The organism is Ruminococcus flavefaciens AE3010 (assembly GCF_000526795.1).
GTDB classification, from domain to species: Bacteria; Bacillota; Clostridia; order Oscillospirales; family Ruminococcaceae; genus Ruminococcus; species Ruminococcus flavefaciens_D.
On the sequence record NZ_JAGT01000001.1, the window covers coordinates 291983 to 310743 of the forward strand.

Genomic DNA, 18761 nt, shown 5'->3' on the forward strand with positions numbered 1-18761 from the left:
TATGGTACACTTTGTTGGAGCAGGCAGCGGTGCTGCCGACCTTATAACTCTACGTGGAAAAAAGCTCCTCGAAGAAGCTGATGTGGTCATATATGCAGGCTCACTGGTGAACCCCGAGCTGCTGGACTATACTCAAAGGGGCTGTGAGATACACAACAGCGCTGTCATGGCCCTCAACGAGGTCATAAATGTTATGGAGAAAGCCGAAGCAGACGGCAAAACTACGGTGCGGCTCCACACAGGTGACCCATGTGTATACGGCGCTATTCGTGAGCAGATGGACAGACTGGACAAGCTTGGCATAGTCTATGACGTCTGCCCCGGAGTAAGCTCCTTCTGCGGAGCTGCGGCGGCACTGAAAGCCGAGTACACCCTGCCTGACGTGTCTCAGACCGTGATACTCACTCGCATGGCAGGGCGCACTCCCGTCCCCGATGCAGAAAGCATAGAGAGCCTTGCGGCTCACCATGCGACCATGGTCATATTCCTCAGCACAGGCATGCTGGAGGAGCTCTCTGAAAGGCTCTTAAAAGGCGGATATTCCGCCGAAACTCCTGCTGCCATAGTGTACAAGGCAACATGGGCAGACGAAAAGGTCTGCCGCTGTACCGTAGGTACTCTTGCAGAAGCAGCAAAGGCAAACGGCATAACCAAGACCGCTCTCATAACCGTGGGAGACTTCCTCGGTGATGTGCGCTCACTGTCAAAACTGTACTCCGCTGATTTTGAAACGGGATTCAGAAAGGCAAGCCAATGATGAGAGCAGCTTTAATCTCCCTTACGGAAAAGGGAAAGGAGCTGTCACTGCGCATAGCCCAGACTGCCGATTTTATCAGTACGGAGCGCTTTTGTCTCCGCAGTCATTCGGACTTCGGCTCTCGGTGCTTTGAGGATACGGCAGGACTAATCTCGCATATTTTCCACAGGTACGACGCATTTGTTTTTGTATGCGCCTGCGGTATCGCAGTGCGTTCCATTGCGCCCCATATACAGTCAAAGACCAGTGACCCTGCTGTGATAGTCATAGACGAGGGCGGCAGCTTCGTTATCCCCGTACTCTCAGGTCATCTCGGCGGTGCAAACGCGCTTGCACTGCGGCTCGGGTCTCTTCTCGGCGCACAGGCTGTCATTACAACGGCAACGGATATCGGCGGACACTTCTCACCTGACAGCTTCGCCGCGGCAAACGGACTTATCATAACAGATATGGACGCAGCCAAGGAAATAGCAGCGGCTGTTCTTGACGGTGAAAAAACGGGTATCGTCAGTGAGTACGGATATGTGGGGCTGCACAGGGATATCTCTGAGGATAAGGACTGCCGCACAGGTCTGTACATTGGCAGCAAGGATATAAAGCCGTTTCCCGTAACACTAAGGCTCCTGCCGAAGAATATCGTTCTCGGTATCGGCTGTAAACGCGGTATTGAGTGCGAGACTATAGAAAAGGCAGTCGTTTCTGCGTTGAAAAAGGCTCATATCCCTATAGAGTGTGTCATTGCCGCCGCAACTGCCGATATAAAAGCCAATGAGCAGGGGCTTCTCAGCTTCTGCAAAAAATACGGCTTAAAGCTCCACACTTACACTGCGCAGGAGCTTATGGAGGTAAAGGGCAGCTTTACCGTTTCGGATTTTGTGAGAGCTGTCACTGGTGCTGATAACATCTGCGAGAGAAGCGCCGTGAAATGCAGCGGCGGTGAGTTGATACTGCGAAAAATTGCCGCAGACGGCGTGACTGTGGCTGCTGCGGAAAAGCCGCTGATACTTGATTTTGAAAGGAAGATACTGTAATGCTTTACGTTGTGGGAACAGGAGCAGGCAGCCGTGAGGGTCTGACCATTGCGGCTCATGAGGCTATAGAACGAAGTGAGCTGATAGTCGGATATACAAAGTATGTGGAGCTTCTCAAAGAGCACTTCCCCGAAAAAATTTACGCCTCAACAGGCATGAAGCAGGAGAGTGAGCGCGTGGAGACCGCTCTCCGTGAAGCCGCAGACAAGACTGTTTCTCTCATATGCAGCGGCGACCCTCAGCTCTACGGTATGGCAGGTCTTGCATATGAGCTCAGCGAGAGCTATCCCGACGTTGAGATAGAAGTCGTTGCAGGCGTAACTGCGGCATTCAGCGGCGGAGCTGTTCTCGGCTCGCCACTGACACACGATTTTGCGGTCATAAGCCTTTCCGACCTGCTCACTCCCATGGAAAAGATACAGAAGCGCCTTGAATGTGCGGCGGAGTGCGACCTTACGATCGTACTGTACAATCCGTCCTCAAAGAATCGTTCGGACTACCTGCAAAAAGCCTGCGATATCGTGCTGAAGCACCGCTCCGGCGATACGGTCTGCGGCTATGTGAGAAATATCGGCAGGGAAGGTCAGGAGAGCCGTGTGCTCACTCTTTCGGAGCTCCGCGGCACCGCTGTGGATATGTTCACCACCGTGTATATCGGCAATTCCGAAACAAAGGTGATAAACGGAAAAATGGTAACTCCCAGAGGCTACCGAAATGTATAAGCTGCTCATATTCGGCGGAACTACCGAGGGACGGCTCCTTGCCGAGCACTGTGCAGAAAGCGGAATATCCGCCGATGTTTCGGTAGCTACGGACTACGGAGCGTCACTTCTCCCCGAGGGTGTCAACGTCCTCTGCGGCAGGCTCGACACAGAGCAGATGACCGCACTCATGCTCGAAAAAAAGTATGCCATGGTCATTGACGCTACTCACCCCTATGCTGTGGAAGCCACAAAAAACATCAAAGCCGCCTGCGAAAATACAGGTCTGCATTTTCTGCGGCTCCTCAGGAAAAGCTCTGCATCACAGGGCAGGACAGTCAGAGATATGCAGGAGCTGACAGCGCTTCTCAACTGCACTGACGCCACTGTTCTGAGCACTCTCGGCAGCAAGGCTCTGCCCGAACTAACAAATGTGAGAAACTACAGGGAGCGGCTGTGGATAAGAGTGCTGCCCTCGGCAGAAATACTGGAGCAATCCCGCAGACTTGGCTATGATGAGGCAAAGGTCATACAGGAAAAAGGCCCCTTTACCGTAGAGCAGAACGTAGCACATATACAAAAAAGCTGCGCAAAGATACTGGTCACCAAGGAGAGCGGTGAAACGGGAGGGTACTCCGAAAAATCCGAGGCGGCGCGTATCTGCGGCGCTGAAATGATAACACTTATGCGCCCTGCCGAGGATGGCTGCAGCCTTGAAGAAATAATCGACATCATCGAAAGGGAGCTGAGTAAATGAAAGTATACATTATCGGTATAGGCATGGACGGCGATAAGACCCTGACACGAGAAGCCGAAGCCGCCATAAATGAAGCACAGCTCCTTATAGGGGCAGAGCGCATGCTCAGCCCTTTCGGGCATCTGGGAAAAGAGCTGTTTTGCAGCTATCTTCCAAAGGATATTGCCGCAAAAATAAACAGCTGCGGATATGACTGCGGAGCTGTGCTTATGTCGGGTGACTGCGGATTTTTCAGCGGTACAAAAAAGCTTCTGCCGCTTCTTTCGGGACACGATGTAAAGGTCATGGCAGGTATATCCTCAGCCGCATATTTTTGCAGCAGGCTTGGTATCTCATATGAGCAGATGAAGTTCGTGACTCTCCATGGGCACAGCTCCAATATCGCCGTAAACGTTAAGCTGAATCGGCTTTGCTTCTTTCTCCTTGGGGGAGATATGACTGCCGCTGACGTTTGCAGCCGTCTTTGCGAATACGGCATGGGCAATGTTAAAGTACACATCGGAGCCGATTTCGGTTATCCCACTGAGCGCATAATATCTGGAAAAGCTGCTGAACTAACTGAAAGCCATATGGACGGGCTTGCAGTAATGATAACCGAAAACAGTGAAGCACTGCGGCATATCCCCTCGGCAATAAGCGATGAGGAGTTCCTCCGCGAAAAGGTCCCCATGACAAAGTCCGAGGTGCGCTGCATTGCCGTTTCAAAGCTTAATATATGCACTGATTCTGTTGTGTGGGACATTGGCTGCGGCACAGGCTCTGTGTCGGTGGAAGCTGCCTATCGCTGTCCCGACGGCAAGGTGCTCGCCTTTGACAAAAAAGCCGAGGCTGTGGAGCTCACCGCGAAAAATGCCCGTCTTTTCGGCTGTGATAACATTGAAGTCATAGAGGGCGAATGTCCCCAAAGCCTTGCAGATGTGCAGGCTCCCAACAAGGTATTTATCGGCGGCAGCTCGGGAAATATGGACAGCATTTTTGCAGCCGTGTACGAAAAGAATCCAAAGGCAGATATGGTCGTTAATGCTGTGTCTCTTGAAACCTTGAACGAGACTGTCAGCTGCTTCGAGAAGTACGGAACTGCTCCCGAAATAGTACAGATAGCTGTTACACGCACCGAAAAACTGGGCTCCCACACCATGCTGAAAGCTCAGAATCCCGTGTTCATCATAAGCGGAGGTCTGTCATGAAGCGCTTCATTATCGGCGGCACTAACAGCGGCTGCGGCAAGACTACTGTGACCTGCGCTGTTCTTTCTGCACTGAAAAAAAGGGGACTGAATGTTTCGGCGTTCAAGTGCGGTCCCGATTACATCGACCCCATGTTTCACCGCAAGGTCATAGGCGTTGGCTCCCACAATCTTGACAGCTTTTTCTGCGGCAGGTATACGCTGTTATATCTGCTGGGCGAATACGGCAAAAGCAGCGATATCGACGTTATCGAGGGCGTTATGGGCTTTTACGACGGAGCTGTGGGCAGCGCTCATTCTGTCTCGGAGATCACGGAAACTCCTACGGTCATTGTTATTGACTGCAAGGGTATGAGCGACTCCATAGGAGCGGTCATGAACGGTTTTCTCAGCTACCGTCCAAACAGGATATCAGGCTTTATCTTCAACCGCCTGCCCGAGAGGCTCATTCCCCTTGCGGAGAAGCTCTGCGCTGAGCTTGGCACGGAGTATTTCGGCTGTCTGCCCAAGAGCGATATCACTGTGGAGAGCCGCCACCTGGGACTGGTGACTGCTGACGAGATCGCCGATATACAGGACAAGCTGACTCGTCTGGGAGAGCTGGCGGAGAGGTACATCTCCATAGATAAGCTGCTCGGAATCAACAGTTCTCCATTGCCTGCCTTTAAAGCTCCAAGCATACCGCATTTTGCGTCAGCGCCTGCCATAGCAGTCGCCCGTGACAGTGCTTTCTGCTTCATATACAGTGAAAATATGGAACTCCTTGAAAAAATGGGCTGTAGGATAGAGTATTTTTCGCCTATTAAAGACAAGTCTGTGCCCAAGGCTGACGGTCTTATCCTCTGCGGAGGATATCCCGAGCTATACGCCGACGAGCTCTCCGCAAACAGCTCAATGCTTGAAAGCATAAGGAGCTGTATAAACAGCGGAATGCCCTCTATTGCGGAGTGCGGCGGTTTTATGTATCTCCACAACAGACTTACGGATAAAAACGGCGTATCTCATACTATGGTGGGAGCTGTGAGCGGTGAGGTGTTCCCCACATCAAGTCTACAGCGATTCGGTTATATCACCATGAAAGCCAAGTCCGATAATCTGCTCTGCAAAAGCGGAGAGACTATCCGTGCCCATGAGTTCCACTACTGGGACAGCTCGGACTGCGGAAGCGGCTTCACCGCCGAAAAGTCTGACGGCAGAACGTGGGATTGCTGCCATGTCAGTCATACTCTTTACGCAGGCTTTCCGCATATCAATTTCTACTCGGATATAAGTATCGCGGAGCGCTTCGTGCAGGCTTGTGTAGTATACGGAGAGAAAAAATGAACAGGATAAAAAATATCACTCCCGCCGATAAAGCTGCATATCAGGCGGCAAAATCGCGGTGGGACAGCATTGCCAAGCCATTGGGCAGCTTCGGCTTGCTTGAAGAAATGATACAGAAAATAGCCGCTGTGCAGGGGACTGCCGACGTGGATATATCAGCCAGGACAGCGGTCGTCATGTGCGGAGACCACGGCGTTGTCAGCGAGGGCGTTACTCAGTGCGGACAGGAAGTCACGTCGGAGTGCGCCGCGGCTATCGCAGAGGGACGCTCCAATATTAACGCAGTGGCTGCTGCTTTCAATGCTGAGGTCATAGCCGTTGACGTGGGTATCGCGGCAGATGTGGACTGCGGCAGGCTCATAAAGCGAAAGGTCGTCTATGGCACACGCAATATCACACAGGGAAGCGCCATGACCGACGAAGAGACAGAAGCTGCCATAGTTACGGGCATGGACATGGTGGAAGAGCTGCGGGAGCACGGCACAAAGATCATCGTGACAGGCGAAATGGGCATAGGCAATACCACGCCCACTGCCGCCTTAGCTTCTGTGCTTCTGGACTTGCCTCCCCAACAGGTCACAGGCAGAGGCGCAGGTCTCTCTACCGAGGGCTTGGAACGCAAAATAAATGCAGTAAAACGTGCACTGGAAGTCAACAAGCCCGACAAGCACAAGCCATTGGAGCTGCTCCAAAAGCTTGGCGGAGCTGAAATAGCCGCAATGACAGGACTTTTCCTCGGCGGAGCATACTACCGCGTCCCCGTCGTCATAGACGGCGTTATTTCGGCAGCTGCGGCGGCTGTAGCCTGCGGCATGACGCCCCTGTGCCGCGAATATATGCTGGCGAGCCATTGCTCGGGAGAGCCTGCGGGGGAGGGGCTTCTCGCTTTCTGCGGACTTACTGCTCCCATAAATGCAGGACTGCGGCTGGGGGAGGGCACAGGCGGAGTGCTGCTTCTGCCACTCCTTGACGGAGCACTGGCGCTTTACAGGAACTCTCACAGATTTGACGAAACTAATATAGAAAGGTACGCTGAGCTTAAATGACAACTCTCGTGACAGGCGGTTCAAAGTGCGGAAAATCCGGGCTTGGAGAAAAGCTTCTGGACGGCTTCCGCGGCAGAAAATTCTATATTGCCACCATGCAGCCCTTTGGCGAGGAGGCTCTTGAAGCCATTGAGCGCCACCGAAAAATGCGTGAGAGCAAGGGCTTCGAGACTATCGAGAAATACACCGATATCCACGAAGTATCGCTGCCGACTGACAGCGCTGTGCTGCTGGAATGTGTGGGGAATCTCTGCGCAAACGAGATGTTCTCGGGAAGCGGTACGTGCTTCCCTGCGGATAAGATAGTCAGCGGTATAAAAAAGCTGTCTGAGACCGCCGCGGAGCTTATCATCGTCACAAATCAGGTGGGCAGCGACGGCATAGACTACGCTGAGGGAACTGCCGAGTATATCCGCCTTATGGGCGAAGTAAACAGGCGCATAGCCAAGCTTGCGGATAACGTCGTGGAGTGCGTTTACGGCTTGCCTGTGGTGCTGAAAGGAGAGATACCATGTTGAAGTCACTGTGTTCGGCTTTTCTGATGTACTCGCGGATACCCGTTCCGAAAGTTGAATGGAAGGAAGAGAACCGCCGCTGCGCACTGGGCTTCTTCCCACTTATCGGCGCAGTCATCGGCGGACTTCTCATACTGTGGCGGATATTCTGTGACAGGTTAGGTATCGCACAATTCCTTTTTGCGGCGGGAGCTGTTTTTCTGCCAGTACTTGTAACAGGCGGCATACATCTTGACGGCTTTTGCGACGTCTGCGACGCAAGAGCTTCATACGCGGACAAGGCAAAGCGCCTTGAAATAATGTCCGACCCACATATCGGCTCCTTTGCAGTCATCAGGCTATGCCTTTATCTTATTATGCAGACCGCACTTTTTACTCAGATAAAAACTGTAAGGGCTGCGGCAGTCATAGCCTGCGGCTATGTGCTGTCAAGAGCTCTCAGCGGACTTACGGCAGTCACATTTAAATCGGCAAAAAGCGAGGGTACGCTCCGGAGCTTTGTACGACCCTCACACAAAAATATCACTGTGGCAATGGAAGCTTTTTTCATCACGCTGAGCACTGCTTCTGCGGTGTTTTTAATGCCTGTTGAGGGCTTGTCTGCGGCAGCTGCGGCTGTACTGGTACTGCTGTGGCACAGATATACCTCGTACCGTGATTTTGGCGGTATCACAGGAGACCTCTGCGGCTGGTTCCTGCAGGTCTGCGAGATAGCCATGCTTGCGGCAGCCGTATTTGCGGAAAGGTTGTGTCAGCTGTGAAGATACTGTTCATACGCCACGGACTGACAGCTGGGAACATTGAAAAGCGTTATATCGGAAGAACTGACGAACCCCTGTGCAGTGAGGGCATAGCTCAGCTGCAAGAGCTGAAGCTCCCAAGCTGTGAAATGATCGTATGCAGTCCCATGAAGCGCTGTATACAGACCGCTGAGATACTCTTTCCTCACAGCGGATATCTTACGGCTGAGGAGCTCCGCGAATGTGATTTCGGCGACTTTGAGGGCATGAATTATAACGAGCTCTCTCATAACGCCGACTATCAGAAGTGGATCGACAGCGGCGGCACATTGCCATTTCCAAAGGGTGAAGCTCCTGAGGACTTCCGCAGGCGCTGCGTGAAAGCCTTTGAGGACATTGTAAAAAGCCTCGGGGGAGCAGCTTCTGTAGCTTTTGTGGTCCACGGCGGAACAATAATGTCCATACTTGAAAAATACGCAGTTCCCCACAGGGACTACTTTGACTGGCACTGCGAAAACGGTCATGGGTATGTCTGCCGCTGGAACGGCTCGGAACTTGAAATAACGGAGAAAATATGAAGCATTTTTTACCTGCACTGCCGCTGATGATCGGCTTTATCCTTGACTGTATCATCGGCGATCCATATAACATACCGCACCCAATAAAGCTTATCGGACGGCTCATCGGAGGACTTGAAAAGCTTGTCCGAAAGCGAATGAAAAACCTGCGCATGGGCGGTACGCTCCTCGGGCTGACTGTGATTATCCTTTCAACTGCCGCTCCTCTTGCCCTGCTCATTATCTGTTATCATTTCAGTCTCATTCTCGGCATTGCTGCGGAGTCCGTATTGTGCTGCTATATGCTGGCGGCGAAATGTCTCTGCAAGGAGAGCATGAAGGTCTGCCGCGCCGCAGAGTCGGGAGATACCGAAGCTGCACGCAGGGCTGTATCAATGATAGTGGGACGTGACACGGCAGTCCTTGACCGTGACGGCATAGTCCGCGCGGCAGTGGAGACTGTCGCCGAAAATACCTCCGACGGCGTAACAGCGCCCCTTTTTTACATGGGGCTGGGCGGAGCTGTGGGAGCTTTTTTCTACAAGTCCGTTAATACTATGGACTCCATGATTGGCTACAAGGACGAGAAATACGCTGATATCGGGCGCTTTTCCGCTAAGACCGACGACGTGCTCAACTATATACCCTCCCGTCTGACAGCCCTGCTTATGATAGTTGCAGCTCCTGTCTGCAGGCTTGACGGGAAAAATGCTTTCCGCATATGGAAACGCGACAGGCGCAATCATGCAAGTCCCAACTCCGCGCAGACCGAGTCAGCCTGTGCAGGAGCACTTCATCTTAGGCTGGCAGGTGACGCATGGTACTTCGGTAAGCTCCACAAAAAGCCCTATATCGGCGATAACGACCGACCTGTCGAGCCGCAGGATATTCGCCGTGCAAACTGTCTTATGTATGCTGCCTCGGTGCTTATGCTTATCATCTCGGCAGCTGCAAGGTGCATTATCTGGGGAGGTATTCTATGATACAACAGCATGGGGGAAATATCGAGCAGCTGAGATGTATTCTCGATTTTTCGGCAAATATCAATCCTCTCGGAGTTCCCGACAGCGTAAAAAAAGCTATACTCGGAAGTATAGCTGACATTGAAAAATACCCCGACCCGTACTGCCGTGAGCTTCGCGGCAAGCTGTCAAAGCATGAAAGCATAAGCTCTGATAATATCGTCTGCGGAAACGGCGCTGATGACCTGATTTTTCGTATGGTCCACGCATTAAAGCCTCGTAAGGCGCTGATATGTGTCCCCACATTCAGCGAGTACAGACGTGCTCTTTACGAAGTCGGCTGTGAGATATGTGAGCATAAACTCAGTGAGCAGAACAATTTTGACGTTACCGAGAGTATTATTGATGTGCTTGACAGCGCCCTCGATATGTGTTTTATATGCACGCCCAACAATCCCACGGGACGGCTAATAGCCCCCGAATTATTGACAAAGATCGCCGCAAAATGCAGTGAAAACGGCATTGTCCTTGTGAGCGATGAGTGCTTTCTGAACTTTGTCAGTGACAGCGAAAGCTATAGTCTCAGGAGATATTTCAGCGAAAGCTGTATCATTTTGAAAGCCTTTACCAAGCTCCTTGCAATACCGGGGATAAGGCTTGGATACGCCTTATGCGGCAGTTCTGAGCTCACAGAAAAAATACAAAAAAGCGGTCAGTTCTGGAGCGTTTCCGCACCTGCTCAGGCAGCAGGCATTGCCGCTCTTTATGAAGCTGACTATGTTCGCAAAACAAGGGAATACATTGCAGATGAAAGGCGTTTTCTTGCCGCAGAGCTTATCAGGCTCGGAGTAAAGGTATATGACGGAGCTGCGAATTTATTTCTTTTCAGAAGCCGTACAGGACTTGCGGAGGAGCTTCTCGCAGAGGGCATACTTATCCGTGACTGTCAGAGTTTCAGCGGACTGACAGAGGGCTTTTATCGTGTCGCAGTCCGCACCCATGATGAAAATATAAGGCTTATCAGCGCACTTGGGAGGTGTTTGAATGGCTAAGAATATAATGCTCCAGGGCACCATGTCCAATGTGGGAAAGAGCTTTCTGACTGCCGCGCTGTGCAGGATATTCCGACAGGACGGCTATTCCGTTGCGCCATTCAAGTCCCAGAATATGGCTCTCAACTCCTTTATCACTCCCGACGGCGCGGAGATAGGCAGAGCTCAGGCTTTGCAGGCAGAAGCAGCAGGCATTGAGCCCTCAGCTCTGATGAATCCCATACTTCTGAAGCCCACCACTGACGTGGGTTCACAGGTCATCGTCAACGGCAAAGTCCGCGGGAATATGAGAGCGGCGGACTATTTCCGCCACAAAAAGGAGCTCATACCCGACATTGTTTCGGCGTACAATGCACTTGCAAGTCAGTACGATATCATCGTCATTGAGGGTGCGGGCAGTCCCGTGGAGCTGAACCTTAAATCCGACGATATAGTCAATATGGGACTTGCTGAGCTTGTAAAGTCTCCCGTTCTTCTTGTGGGAGATATTGACCGAGGCGGCGTTTTCGCCCAGCTTATCGGCACTCTGGAGCTTCTTGAAGAATGGGAGCGCGAAAATGTAAAGGGACTTGTGATCAACAAGTTTCGCGGTGATATATCCTTGTTCCGTGACGGTATAGAAATACTTGAAAGCCGTTCACGCAAAAAGGTGGCAGGAGTTATTCCTTACATCAGCTGCGATATCGAGGACGAGGACAGCCTGTCCGAGAAGCTCAACTCCAAGGCTGCCGACGGGATAATCGATATTGCTGTGATACATCTGCCTAAGATATCCAACTTCACTGATATGGACGTTTTCGGGCAGTACAGCGGTGTTTCCGTCAGGTATGTCACAAGAGCGTCAGAGCTTGGCAAGCCCGATATGATAATCATTCCGGGAACTAAAAGTACCATTGCGGACATGAAATGGCTTGACGAAAGCGGTCTTTCCAATGAGATAAGGAGCTGCTTGGGGGCGGATATCCCAGTATTCGGCATATGCGGCGGCTATCAGATAATGGGTAGAACTATCTCTGACCCGAACGGAAGCGAATGCGGCGGATGCATTGGCGGTCTTGGTCTGCTCGGCTGCGATACCGTGTTCAGCACAGATAAAACTCAGACACAGACAACGGGCAGCTTCGGCGATATAAGCGGCTTTTTCTCGTGCCTTTCGGGTGCGGAGTTCTATGGCTATGAGGTGCACATGGGTGTTACGGAGAGCCATACCGGGGCGCTCACCACCTGCGGCGGAAGCTTTGATGGAAATGCAGCAGGCTGCTATGTACACGGCATTTTTGACAGTGCGGAGGTATCGGGCAGACTTGTAAAAGCTCTGTATCAGCTCAAGGGAACGGAATACCGCGGCAATATCACTGACAGGCGTGAATACCGCAATTCTCAGCTTGACCTGCTTGCGGACAATGTCAGAAAAAATCTCGATATGGAGCTTGTTTACCGTATCATTGAGGAGGGCGTATGAACTTGGAATATGTGCTGCCGTCGGACATCGAAAAGCGCAGCTTTGAAATAATCGAAAGCGAGCTTGAAGCTCCCATACCCGAGGCTATCAAGCCCGTTGTTATACGTGCCATACATACCACGGCGGACTTTGACTATACAAAAAATCTCTATTTTTCGAAGAATGTCATTGATACTGCACTGAAAGTCCTTGAAAGCGGCGCTGTCATTGTCACGGATACGAATATGGCAAAGGCAGGCATAAACAAGGCTGCCCTTGCACGTCACGGCTGCGAGTGCATGTGCTTCATGGCTGATGAGGATATTGCGGAGACCGCCAAGCGCTGCGGAACTACACGGGCAGCGGCTTCCGTTGACAAAGCCGCAAGGCTTGACAGACCTGTGATATACGCCGTTGGCAATGCTCCCACAGCTCTTGTACGTCTTTGTGACCATATAGCTTCGGGAGACTTCGTTCCAAAGCTGGTCGTAGGAGCTCCTGTGGGCTTCGTGAATGTGGTGCAGTCAAAGGAGATGCTCATAGCCTCGGGAGTCCCGTGTATAGTTGCAAAAGGACGTAAAGGGGGCAGCAATGTTGCGGCTGCCATATGCAACGCTCTGCTTTATATGCTTGACAACAAAAAAGGCTTCAAAAAGTGAAGCCTGATTGTTGTAAACGTATAAAATACGCGGATTGCTTGCATTTTAAAATTCGTTCTGATATAATATGAGTGTTAGTTAAAATTTAATAAAGCAGACGGTGCCTTCTATGCCGATATCACGGCAGGCAGAAGGGTAAAAGGGAAGCAGGTGAAGCTCCTGCACGATCTCGTCACTGTAATTGCGGAGCGTTATACTTTTTGCAGGAGTTTTTCTGCGAAGTCACTGAGCAATCGGGAAGGCTTGTATAACGCGCTGAAGCATAAGTCAGGAAACCTGCCGTTTGTTGGTACACGACCGAAAGGTCAGGTCACGAGGTATTGATCGTACTGTTACGCAGGCTCTCGGCGAGAGTCTGTTTGCAATGCCTTCTGCAATGCAGAGGCTTTTTTATTGATGTGGCAATTTAGTCTTGAAGTTCAGACGAAGGCAAAAATGAAGGAATACTGTTGTATTGCAAGCTTTGGCAACGCAGAGAAGTTTTCATTTTTGTCAAGTATCAGATTCAAGATTTAGTTGGCACATCAATGTTATGCGGTCATGCCTTTCGGAGAAAGGAAGATCTATATGAAAAAAACAATCGCATTCTTAATGGGACTCACCGTAGTAGCTGCTGCATTTACTGGCTGCGGCGGTTCCAAGAGCTCATCTGAGAGCAAGGAATCCGCAACATCTGCAACAGAGGCAACAACAGCTGCCGACACTACTGCTGAGGCTACAACAGCTGCCGAGACAACTACAGAGGCTGCTGAGGAAGAGGACGAAGAGAACTACGACACAGGCGATGCTTCACTGGACAACCCAAGAAATCAGGATGATATCGGCGAGAGTGAGCTTCTCGTGCTCAGCTTCGGTACAAGCTTCAATGACAGCCGCCGTCTTACAATAGGCGCTATCGAAGAAGCTCTTGAAAAGGCATTCCCCGACTACTCAGTACGCCGCGGCTTTACAGCAAACATCATCATCGATCACGTTAAGAGCCGTGACGGCGAAATCATCGACGACGTAAAGGAAGCTCTCGACAGAGCAGTAAAGAACGGCGTCAAGACTCTCGTTGTTCAGCCTACACACCTTATGAACGGTCTTGAGTACAACGACGTTGTTGACGAGATAGCAGATTACTCCGACGCTTTCGACAAGGTAGTAATCGGCAAGCCTCTTCTCGCAAGCGACGACGACTTCAAGCGCGTTGAGAACGCTATCGTTGACTGGACAAAGGAGTACGACGACGGAAAGACCGCTATCTGCTTCATGGGACACGGTACAGATGCTGATTCAAACAGCGTATACGCAAAGATGCAGGAGCTTCTCACTGCTGACGGTCACACAAACTATTTCGTAGGTACAGTTGAGGCTTCACCTTCTGTTGAGGATGTTCTTGCAAAGGTCAAGGAAGGCGGCTACGAAAAGGTAGTTCTTGAGCCTCTCATGGTAGTTGCAGGTGACCACGCTAACAACGACATGGCAGGCGACGATGAGGACTCATGGAAGTCCGTATTCGAGGCTGAGGGCTACGAGGTCAAGTGCCTGTTAAGAGGTCTCGGTGAGAACGAGGAGATCAGAAAGCTCTACGTTGAGCACGCTCAGGCAGCAGTTGATTCCATAAAGTAATAAATACATCGGGCAGTCAAGGCTGCCCGATTTTGATATAAGAGGTTAACTATGAAAAAAAGAATTATCGCACTTTCACTTATCAGTATGCTCATGCTGGCTTCATGCAGCTCAAAGGAACAGAGCTCAAAGCAGAGCAGCACACCTGAAACTACAGCTGCTGAGACAACAACAACGGAAGCACCCACGGAGACTACAGCAGAACCCACTACCGAGCACGTTACAGCTTCGCAGAATGAAGTTGGCTTCGAGGGCATGACCGAGGTCAGGGCTAATACTGTAAAAGAGGGAGAATACCATATCTCCGTGGATTCAAGCTCCTCGATGTTCAAGATAGCGGACTGTATCCTCTACGTCAAGGGCAGCAGCATGAACGCCGATATAATCATCGACAGCAAGTCCTACGATGCGCTGTTCATGGGTACAGAGGACGAGGCAAAAAAAGCTGATGAATCGGAGCGTATCACCTATACAACAAATGACAGCGGACAGTCTGTTTTCAGCGTGCCTGTTGAAGCTCTCGACAAGGAGATACAGTGTGCGGCACTCAGTGCAAAGAAGCAGGAGTGGTACGGACGTACCCTCGTATTCCGTGCTGATTCTCTCCCTATGGACGCTCTGCTCACACGCGGATATACCGAATGTTCTTCGCTGGGGCTTGAGGACGGCGAATACACTGCTGATGTGACACTTGAAGGCGGCTCGGGAAGAGCTTCTGTAGCATCTCCTGCAAAGCTCATCGTCAAAGACGGCAATGTTGACGCAGAGATAGTATGGAGCAGCGACAAATACGATAAAATGGTTATGCAGGGAGCTGCATACCTGCCGACTATTACTGACGGACATTCGGTATTTATTATAGACGTTCTCGGCTTCGATTACAAAATGCCCGTGGGCGCTGAGACTACCGCAATGAGCGAGCCACACATGATAGACTATACCCTGTATTTTGATTCATCTACCATAAAGAAATGCGAATGAAACACGCTGTATCATTCCTGACCGCAGTTTCTCTGCTGTTTATCACAGGCTGCGAGGAAAAGAAAAACGTTGCTTCTCCCGACATTGTGGGCAGCATGGACCTGAAATACGCCGAGCAGTTCACCGTTGACTTCTGCGAAAACGGCTGCTCAGTTGTGACTATCGGTGACGATAAATTTCTGATAGTCCCCGAGGATACGGCAGTTCCCGAGGATACAGAGGGTATGACCGTCATAAAGCAGCCCGTGGAAAATATCTACGTTGCGGCTACCTCTGCTATGGACTTGTTCGACGGCATAGACAAGCTCGGAGACATCAAAATGACCTCCACTGCCGAAAACGGCTGGAGCCTGCCCCATATCCGCGATGCAGTTGCGTCGGGCAGTATTAAATACATCGGCAAATACAGCTCACCCGACTACGAGAGCCTTGTTGCCGATAAATGCGGACTTGCTGTGGAATCCACCATGATATACCATACTCCCGAGGTCAAGGAGCAGCTTGAATCCTTTGACATCCCCGTACTGGTGGAGCGTTCAAGCTATGAGACACACCCTCTCGGACGTATGGAATGGATAAAGCTCTACGGACTTCTCACAGGGGACTACGGCTCCGCAGAGCAGCTTTTCACTGAAAAGACAAGGGCTTTCGAGGAGCTCTCCGTAAACGATATCCCCGAATCTGAACGAAAAACAGCGGCTTTCTTCTACATTACCTCAAACGGCTATGTCAGCATTCGTAAGCCCGGTGACTACGTTTCAAAGATGATAGACCTTGCAGGGGGACGGTATATCTTTACTGCCGATGACCTGAATATCGACGACAACGCCCTGTCCACCATGAATATCCAGACCGAGACCTTTTACGATATCGCTCACGATGCGGATATCCTCATATACAACAGCACCATTGACGGCGAGCTCCAAAGCGTTGACCAACTCATTGAAAAGAGCAGTGTACTTGCGGACTTTAAGGCAGTCAGAAATGGCAATGTGTGGTGTACGGGACAGAATATGTTTCAGCAGACCACAGGAGCAGCCGACATGATATGCGACATGAACTGCGTTTTCACAAGCAATAACGATAATGAGCTTACCTTTCTTCACAGGCTTCAATGAGGTGGTACTATGACTAAAAAAAGAGCCCTGCGCCGGACTATAGGCTTTGCGGCGCTTCTGATACTGACTGCTGTTTTTTTCATTCTGGAGCTTGTCAGCGGCACCACAGCCCTTTCTGTATCGGAGGTCTTTTCAGCTCTTTCGGGCAGCAGTGATACAGCTGCCCATACTATCGTTGCCAATATACGCCTGCCGCGGGCAATAGCAGCGGCGCTTCTGGGCGGAGCTCTTTCGGTGTCGGGCTTCTTATTGCAGAGCTTCTTCAGTAATCCCATTGCAGGCCCCTATGTACTGGGTATATCGTCGGGAGCAAAGCTCACTGTTGCTCTTGCCATGATGTTTTCACTGCAAAACGGCATAATGCTGAACTCAGCGGCAATGGTGGGAGCTGCCTTCGTGGGCTCCATGCTTTCCATGGGAGCTATCCTGCTACTTTCGGGCAAGGTCAGGAATATGGCTCAGCTTATTGTCGCAGGCGTGATGATAGGCTACATATGCTCCGCTGTCACGGAGCTGGCTGTCACCTTTGCCGACGACGCTAATATAGTTAATCTCCACAACTGGTCTATGGGAAGCTTCTCGGGCATAAGCATGGACAATGTTAAGGTCATAGCCGTGATAGTTTTTGCGGCAGCAGCGGCTTCATTCATGCTGTCAAAGCCCATGAGCGCCTATCAGCTTGGGGAGAGCTACGCCCAAAACATGGGAGTTGACCTGCGACTTTTCAAGCTTGCGCTCATACTCCTTTCAAGTATACTTTCTGCCTGTGTTACGGCATTTGCGGGACCTGTGTCCTTTGTGGGCATAGCAGTTCCTCATCTTGTGAAAACAGCCTTCGGAACAGCAAAGCCTATCATAATAATCCCTGCTTCATTCATAGGCGGAGCTGTTTTCTGCCTGATGTGCGACCTTATCGCGCGTATGCTCTTTGTTCCCGTAGAGCTGAGCATAAGCACTATCACAGCAGTTTTCGGAGCTCCCATAGTTATTGCGGCAATGCTCAGCCGCCGCGGACAGAAACGAGGTGTATCATGAACGGTGCTATCCTTACAGCAAAGGGGCTGTCTGTAGGCTACGGCAAAAAGGTGGTCGTAAGCGGGCTTGATATTGAGATACGTGGCGGAGAGATACTCACCGTCATAGGTCCCAACGGAGCAGGCAAATCCACGGTGCTCAGGAGCATTGCTTCTCAGCTGCCGCTCCTTGACGGAGCTGTCTGCATAAACGATACAGACATTACTTCCATGAGCCTTAATGATATAGCTAAAAAGCTGTCAGTATGCTTCACCGACAGGATAACAGCTGAGAAAATGACCTGCGAGGACATCATCTCCACAGGCAGATACCCCTACACGGGCAGGCTGGGCATACTTTCGGACAATGACAGGAAGATAGTCCGCGAGGCTATGGAGCTCACAGGTGTTACACATCTTGCTGATACGGATATACGCTGTATCAGTGACGGTCAGCGTCAGACAGTAATGCTTGCCCGTGCTATCGCTCAGGAACCCCAGGTACTCATACTTGACGAGCCCACCTCTTTCCTCGATATCAACAATAAGCTGCGGCTACTCGGCATACTGAAAGACCTTGTCCGCAGCAGAAATATCGCCGTAGTGCAGACCCTCCATGAGCTCGATTTAGCACAGCGCTTCTCCGATAAGATACTCTGTATCGCTCATAACAGAGCCGACAGGACAGGCACTCCCGAGGAGATATTCAGCGGCAGCTATATCAGCGAGCTGTACGGTATAAGCTGCGGTACCTTCGATACTCTGTTCGGGACCGCAGAGGCAAAGCGCAAAGAGGGTGAGCCGCAGGTATTCGTAATTGGCGGCGGTGGCAGCGGCATCCCTGTTTACAGACGTTTGCAGCGTCAGGGAATCCCCTTTGCGGCAGGAGTTATCCATGAAAATGACGTGGAATACAGTGTTGCCAAAAGCCTTGCAGCAGAACTGGTGACCGAAAAAGCCTTTGAGCCCATAAGCGATGAAAGTGTTGAGAAAGCACTGAAGATCCTGAAAAAATGCGGCGAGGTCATATGCTGTATCGAAAATTTTGGCACTATGAATGCAGGCAACAAAAAACTGCTTGAACATTCCAATGATTGAAGAAATCCCCTACATCAATTAAGTGATGCAGGGGATTTTTTGATTAATCGGTTAACAAATTGTTGCTTAGATATTTTTTTGTCAATATCTATAATTTATCCACAAATTTCGCAAAATTGTTGATTGTATTTTGTGGATCGGCATGCTATTATAATAGTATATAGATAACGTAAGCTGGCTGCGGAGAGGATCCGCGGTCACAAATTAAAGGGA

At 50.8% G+C, this 18761-nt stretch carries 19 protein-coding genes and 1 riboswitch; all 19 genes read left to right on the plus strand.

The window, feature by feature from the left end; genetic code table 11:
- The first annotated feature begins 1 nt into the window (after nucleotide 1).
- A complete protein-coding gene (gene cobM / locus N774_RS0101345) occupies nucleotides 2–757 on the plus strand; it encodes a precorrin-4 C(11)-methyltransferase (RefSeq protein ID WP_024859504.1) in 756 nt (251 codons plus the stop codon).
- Nucleotides 757–1788 carry a cobalt-precorrin 5A hydrolase gene (locus N774_RS0101350; RefSeq protein ID WP_024859505.1) on the plus strand — a complete coding sequence of 344 codons (1032 nt, stop codon included), beginning with the start codon at nucleotides 757–759 and terminating at the stop codon, nucleotides 1786–1788. Before cobM ends, N774_RS0101350 begins: the two co-directional genes overlap by 1 nt.
- Nucleotides 1788–2510, plus strand: a complete 723-nt coding sequence (cobJ, locus tag N774_RS0101355; RefSeq protein WP_024859506.1) for a precorrin-3B C(17)-methyltransferase — start codon at nucleotides 1788–1790, stop codon at nucleotides 2508–2510. Before N774_RS0101350 ends, cobJ begins: the two co-directional genes overlap by 1 nt.
- Entirely contained in the window at nucleotides 2503–3246 is a 744-nt protein-coding gene (gene cobK, locus N774_RS0101360; RefSeq protein WP_024859507.1) for a precorrin-6A reductase, read from the plus strand. The genes cobJ and cobK overlap by 8 nt, the downstream gene beginning before the upstream one ends.
- Complete coding sequence (gene cbiT / locus N774_RS0101365) at nucleotides 3243–4433, plus strand: precorrin-6Y C5,15-methyltransferase (decarboxylating) subunit CbiT (protein ID WP_024859508.1); 1191 nt, start codon at nucleotides 3243–3245, stop codon at nucleotides 4431–4433. The genes cobK and cbiT overlap by 4 nt, the downstream gene beginning before the upstream one ends.
- The gene (locus N774_RS0101370) at nucleotides 4430–5755 is read left to right on the plus strand and encodes a cobyrinate a,c-diamide synthase (RefSeq protein WP_024859509.1); all 1326 of its coding nucleotides are present in this window, start codon (nucleotides 4430–4432) and stop codon (nucleotides 5753–5755) included. The genes cbiT and N774_RS0101370 overlap by 4 nt, the downstream gene beginning before the upstream one ends.
- Complete coding sequence (gene cobT / locus N774_RS0101375) at nucleotides 5752–6801, plus strand: nicotinate-nucleotide--dimethylbenzimidazole phosphoribosyltransferase (RefSeq protein ID WP_024859510.1); 1050 nt, start codon at nucleotides 5752–5754, stop codon at nucleotides 6799–6801. The genes N774_RS0101370 and cobT overlap by 4 nt, the downstream gene beginning before the upstream one ends.
- Nucleotides 6798–7319, plus strand: coding sequence for a bifunctional adenosylcobinamide kinase/adenosylcobinamide-phosphate guanylyltransferase (locus N774_RS0101380; protein ID WP_024859511.1), 522 nt, complete (start codon nucleotides 6798–6800; stop codon nucleotides 7317–7319). Before cobT ends, N774_RS0101380 begins: the two co-directional genes overlap by 4 nt.
- Nucleotides 7313–8077 carry an adenosylcobinamide-GDP ribazoletransferase gene (locus N774_RS0101385; RefSeq protein ID WP_024859512.1) on the plus strand — a complete coding sequence of 255 codons (765 nt, stop codon included), beginning with the start codon at nucleotides 7313–7315 and terminating at the stop codon, nucleotides 8075–8077. Before N774_RS0101380 ends, N774_RS0101385 begins: the two co-directional genes overlap by 7 nt.
- Nucleotides 8074–8634 carry a histidine phosphatase family protein gene (locus N774_RS0101390; RefSeq protein ID WP_024859513.1) on the plus strand — a complete coding sequence of 187 codons (561 nt, stop codon included), beginning with the start codon at nucleotides 8074–8076 and terminating at the stop codon, nucleotides 8632–8634. The genes N774_RS0101385 and N774_RS0101390 overlap by 4 nt, the downstream gene beginning before the upstream one ends.
- Nucleotides 8631–9596 (plus strand): adenosylcobinamide-phosphate synthase CbiB, encoded by a 966-nt coding sequence (cbiB, locus tag N774_RS0101395; protein WP_024859514.1) that lies wholly within the window; start codon nucleotides 8631–8633, stop codon nucleotides 9594–9596. The genes N774_RS0101390 and cbiB overlap by 4 nt, the downstream gene beginning before the upstream one ends.
- Nucleotides 9593–10627 carry a pyridoxal phosphate-dependent aminotransferase gene (locus N774_RS0101400; protein WP_024859515.1) on the plus strand — a complete coding sequence of 345 codons (1035 nt, stop codon included), beginning with the start codon at nucleotides 9593–9595 and terminating at the stop codon, nucleotides 10625–10627. The genes cbiB and N774_RS0101400 overlap by 4 nt, the downstream gene beginning before the upstream one ends.
- Nucleotides 10620–12089: a cobyric acid synthase gene (locus N774_RS0101405; RefSeq protein WP_024859516.1), complete on the plus strand. Its 1470-nt coding sequence runs from the start codon at nucleotides 10620–10622 to the stop codon at nucleotides 12087–12089. Before N774_RS0101400 ends, N774_RS0101405 begins: the two co-directional genes overlap by 8 nt.
- Nucleotides 12086–12727, plus strand: coding sequence for a precorrin-8X methylmutase (locus N774_RS0101410; protein WP_024859517.1), 642 nt, complete (start codon nucleotides 12086–12088; stop codon nucleotides 12725–12727). Before N774_RS0101405 ends, N774_RS0101410 begins: the two co-directional genes overlap by 4 nt.
- 81 nt (nucleotides 12728–12808) lie before the next feature.
- Nucleotides 12809–13025: riboswitch (cobalamin riboswitch) on the plus strand.
- Between the two features lie 269 nt (nucleotides 13026–13294).
- Nucleotides 13295–14338 (plus strand): sirohydrochlorin cobaltochelatase, encoded by a 1044-nt coding sequence (locus tag N774_RS0101415; RefSeq protein WP_024859518.1) that lies wholly within the window; start codon nucleotides 13295–13297, stop codon nucleotides 14336–14338.
- A gap of 51 nt (nucleotides 14339–14389) precedes the next feature.
- A complete protein-coding gene (locus N774_RS0101420) occupies nucleotides 14390–15319 on the plus strand; it encodes a hypothetical protein (protein WP_024859519.1) in 930 nt (309 codons plus the stop codon).
- Nucleotides 15316–16437 (plus strand): ABC transporter substrate-binding protein, encoded by a 1122-nt coding sequence (locus N774_RS0101425; RefSeq protein ID WP_051463361.1) that lies wholly within the window; start codon nucleotides 15316–15318, stop codon nucleotides 16435–16437. Before N774_RS0101420 ends, N774_RS0101425 begins: the two co-directional genes overlap by 4 nt.
- 9 nt (nucleotides 16438–16446) lie before the next feature.
- Nucleotides 16447–17472, plus strand: a complete 1026-nt coding sequence (locus N774_RS0101430) for a FecCD family ABC transporter permease (RefSeq protein ID WP_024859521.1) — start codon at nucleotides 16447–16449, stop codon at nucleotides 17470–17472.
- Nucleotides 17469–18548, plus strand: coding sequence for an ABC transporter ATP-binding protein (locus tag N774_RS0101435; protein WP_024859522.1), 1080 nt, complete (start codon nucleotides 17469–17471; stop codon nucleotides 18546–18548). The genes N774_RS0101430 and N774_RS0101435 overlap by 4 nt, the downstream gene beginning before the upstream one ends.
- Nucleotides 18549–18761 lie beyond the last annotated feature (213 nt).

Excerpts from the sequence above, each read along its gene's own strand:
- cobM (WP_024859504.1), top strand. The coding sequence starts at position 2 with ATGGTACACTTTGTTGGAGCAGGCAGCGGTGCTGCCGACCTTATAACT.
- N774_RS0101350 (WP_024859505.1), top strand. The coding sequence starts at position 757 with ATGAGAGCAGCTTTAATCTCCCTTACGGAAAAGGGAAAGGAGCTGTCA.
- cobJ (WP_024859506.1), top strand. The coding sequence starts at position 1,788 with ATGCTTTACGTTGTGGGAACAGGAGCAGGCAGCCGTGAGGGTCTGACC.
- cobK (WP_024859507.1), top strand. The coding sequence starts at position 2,503 with ATGTATAAGCTGCTCATATTCGGCGGAACTACCGAGGGACGGCTCCTT.
- cbiT (WP_024859508.1), top strand. The coding sequence starts at position 3,243 with ATGAAAGTATACATTATCGGTATAGGCATGGACGGCGATAAGACCCTG.
- N774_RS0101370 (WP_024859509.1), top strand. The coding sequence starts at position 4,430 with ATGAAGCGCTTCATTATCGGCGGCACTAACAGCGGCTGCGGCAAGACT.
- cobT (WP_024859510.1), top strand. The coding sequence starts at position 5,752 with ATGAACAGGATAAAAAATATCACTCCCGCCGATAAAGCTGCATATCAG.
- N774_RS0101380 (WP_024859511.1), top strand. The coding sequence starts at position 6,798 with ATGACAACTCTCGTGACAGGCGGTTCAAAGTGCGGAAAATCCGGGCTT.
- N774_RS0101385 (WP_024859512.1), top strand. The coding sequence starts at position 7,313 with ATGTTGAAGTCACTGTGTTCGGCTTTTCTGATGTACTCGCGGATACCC.
- cbiB (WP_024859514.1), top strand. The coding sequence starts at position 8,631 with ATGAAGCATTTTTTACCTGCACTGCCGCTGATGATCGGCTTTATCCTT.
- N774_RS0101400 (WP_024859515.1), top strand. The coding sequence starts at position 9,593 with ATGATACAACAGCATGGGGGAAATATCGAGCAGCTGAGATGTATTCTC.
- N774_RS0101405 (WP_024859516.1), top strand. The coding sequence starts at position 10,620 with ATGGCTAAGAATATAATGCTCCAGGGCACCATGTCCAATGTGGGAAAG.
- N774_RS0101410 (WP_024859517.1), top strand. The coding sequence starts at position 12,086 with ATGAACTTGGAATATGTGCTGCCGTCGGACATCGAAAAGCGCAGCTTT.
- N774_RS0101415 (WP_024859518.1), top strand. The coding sequence starts at position 13,295 with ATGAAAAAAACAATCGCATTCTTAATGGGACTCACCGTAGTAGCTGCT.
- N774_RS0101420 (WP_024859519.1), top strand. The coding sequence starts at position 14,390 with ATGAAAAAAAGAATTATCGCACTTTCACTTATCAGTATGCTCATGCTG.
- N774_RS0101425 (WP_051463361.1), top strand. The coding sequence starts at position 15,316 with ATGAAACACGCTGTATCATTCCTGACCGCAGTTTCTCTGCTGTTTATC.
- N774_RS0101430 (WP_024859521.1), top strand. The coding sequence starts at position 16,447 with ATGACTAAAAAAAGAGCCCTGCGCCGGACTATAGGCTTTGCGGCGCTT.
- N774_RS0101435 (WP_024859522.1), top strand. The coding sequence starts at position 17,469 with ATGAACGGTGCTATCCTTACAGCAAAGGGGCTGTCTGTAGGCTACGGC.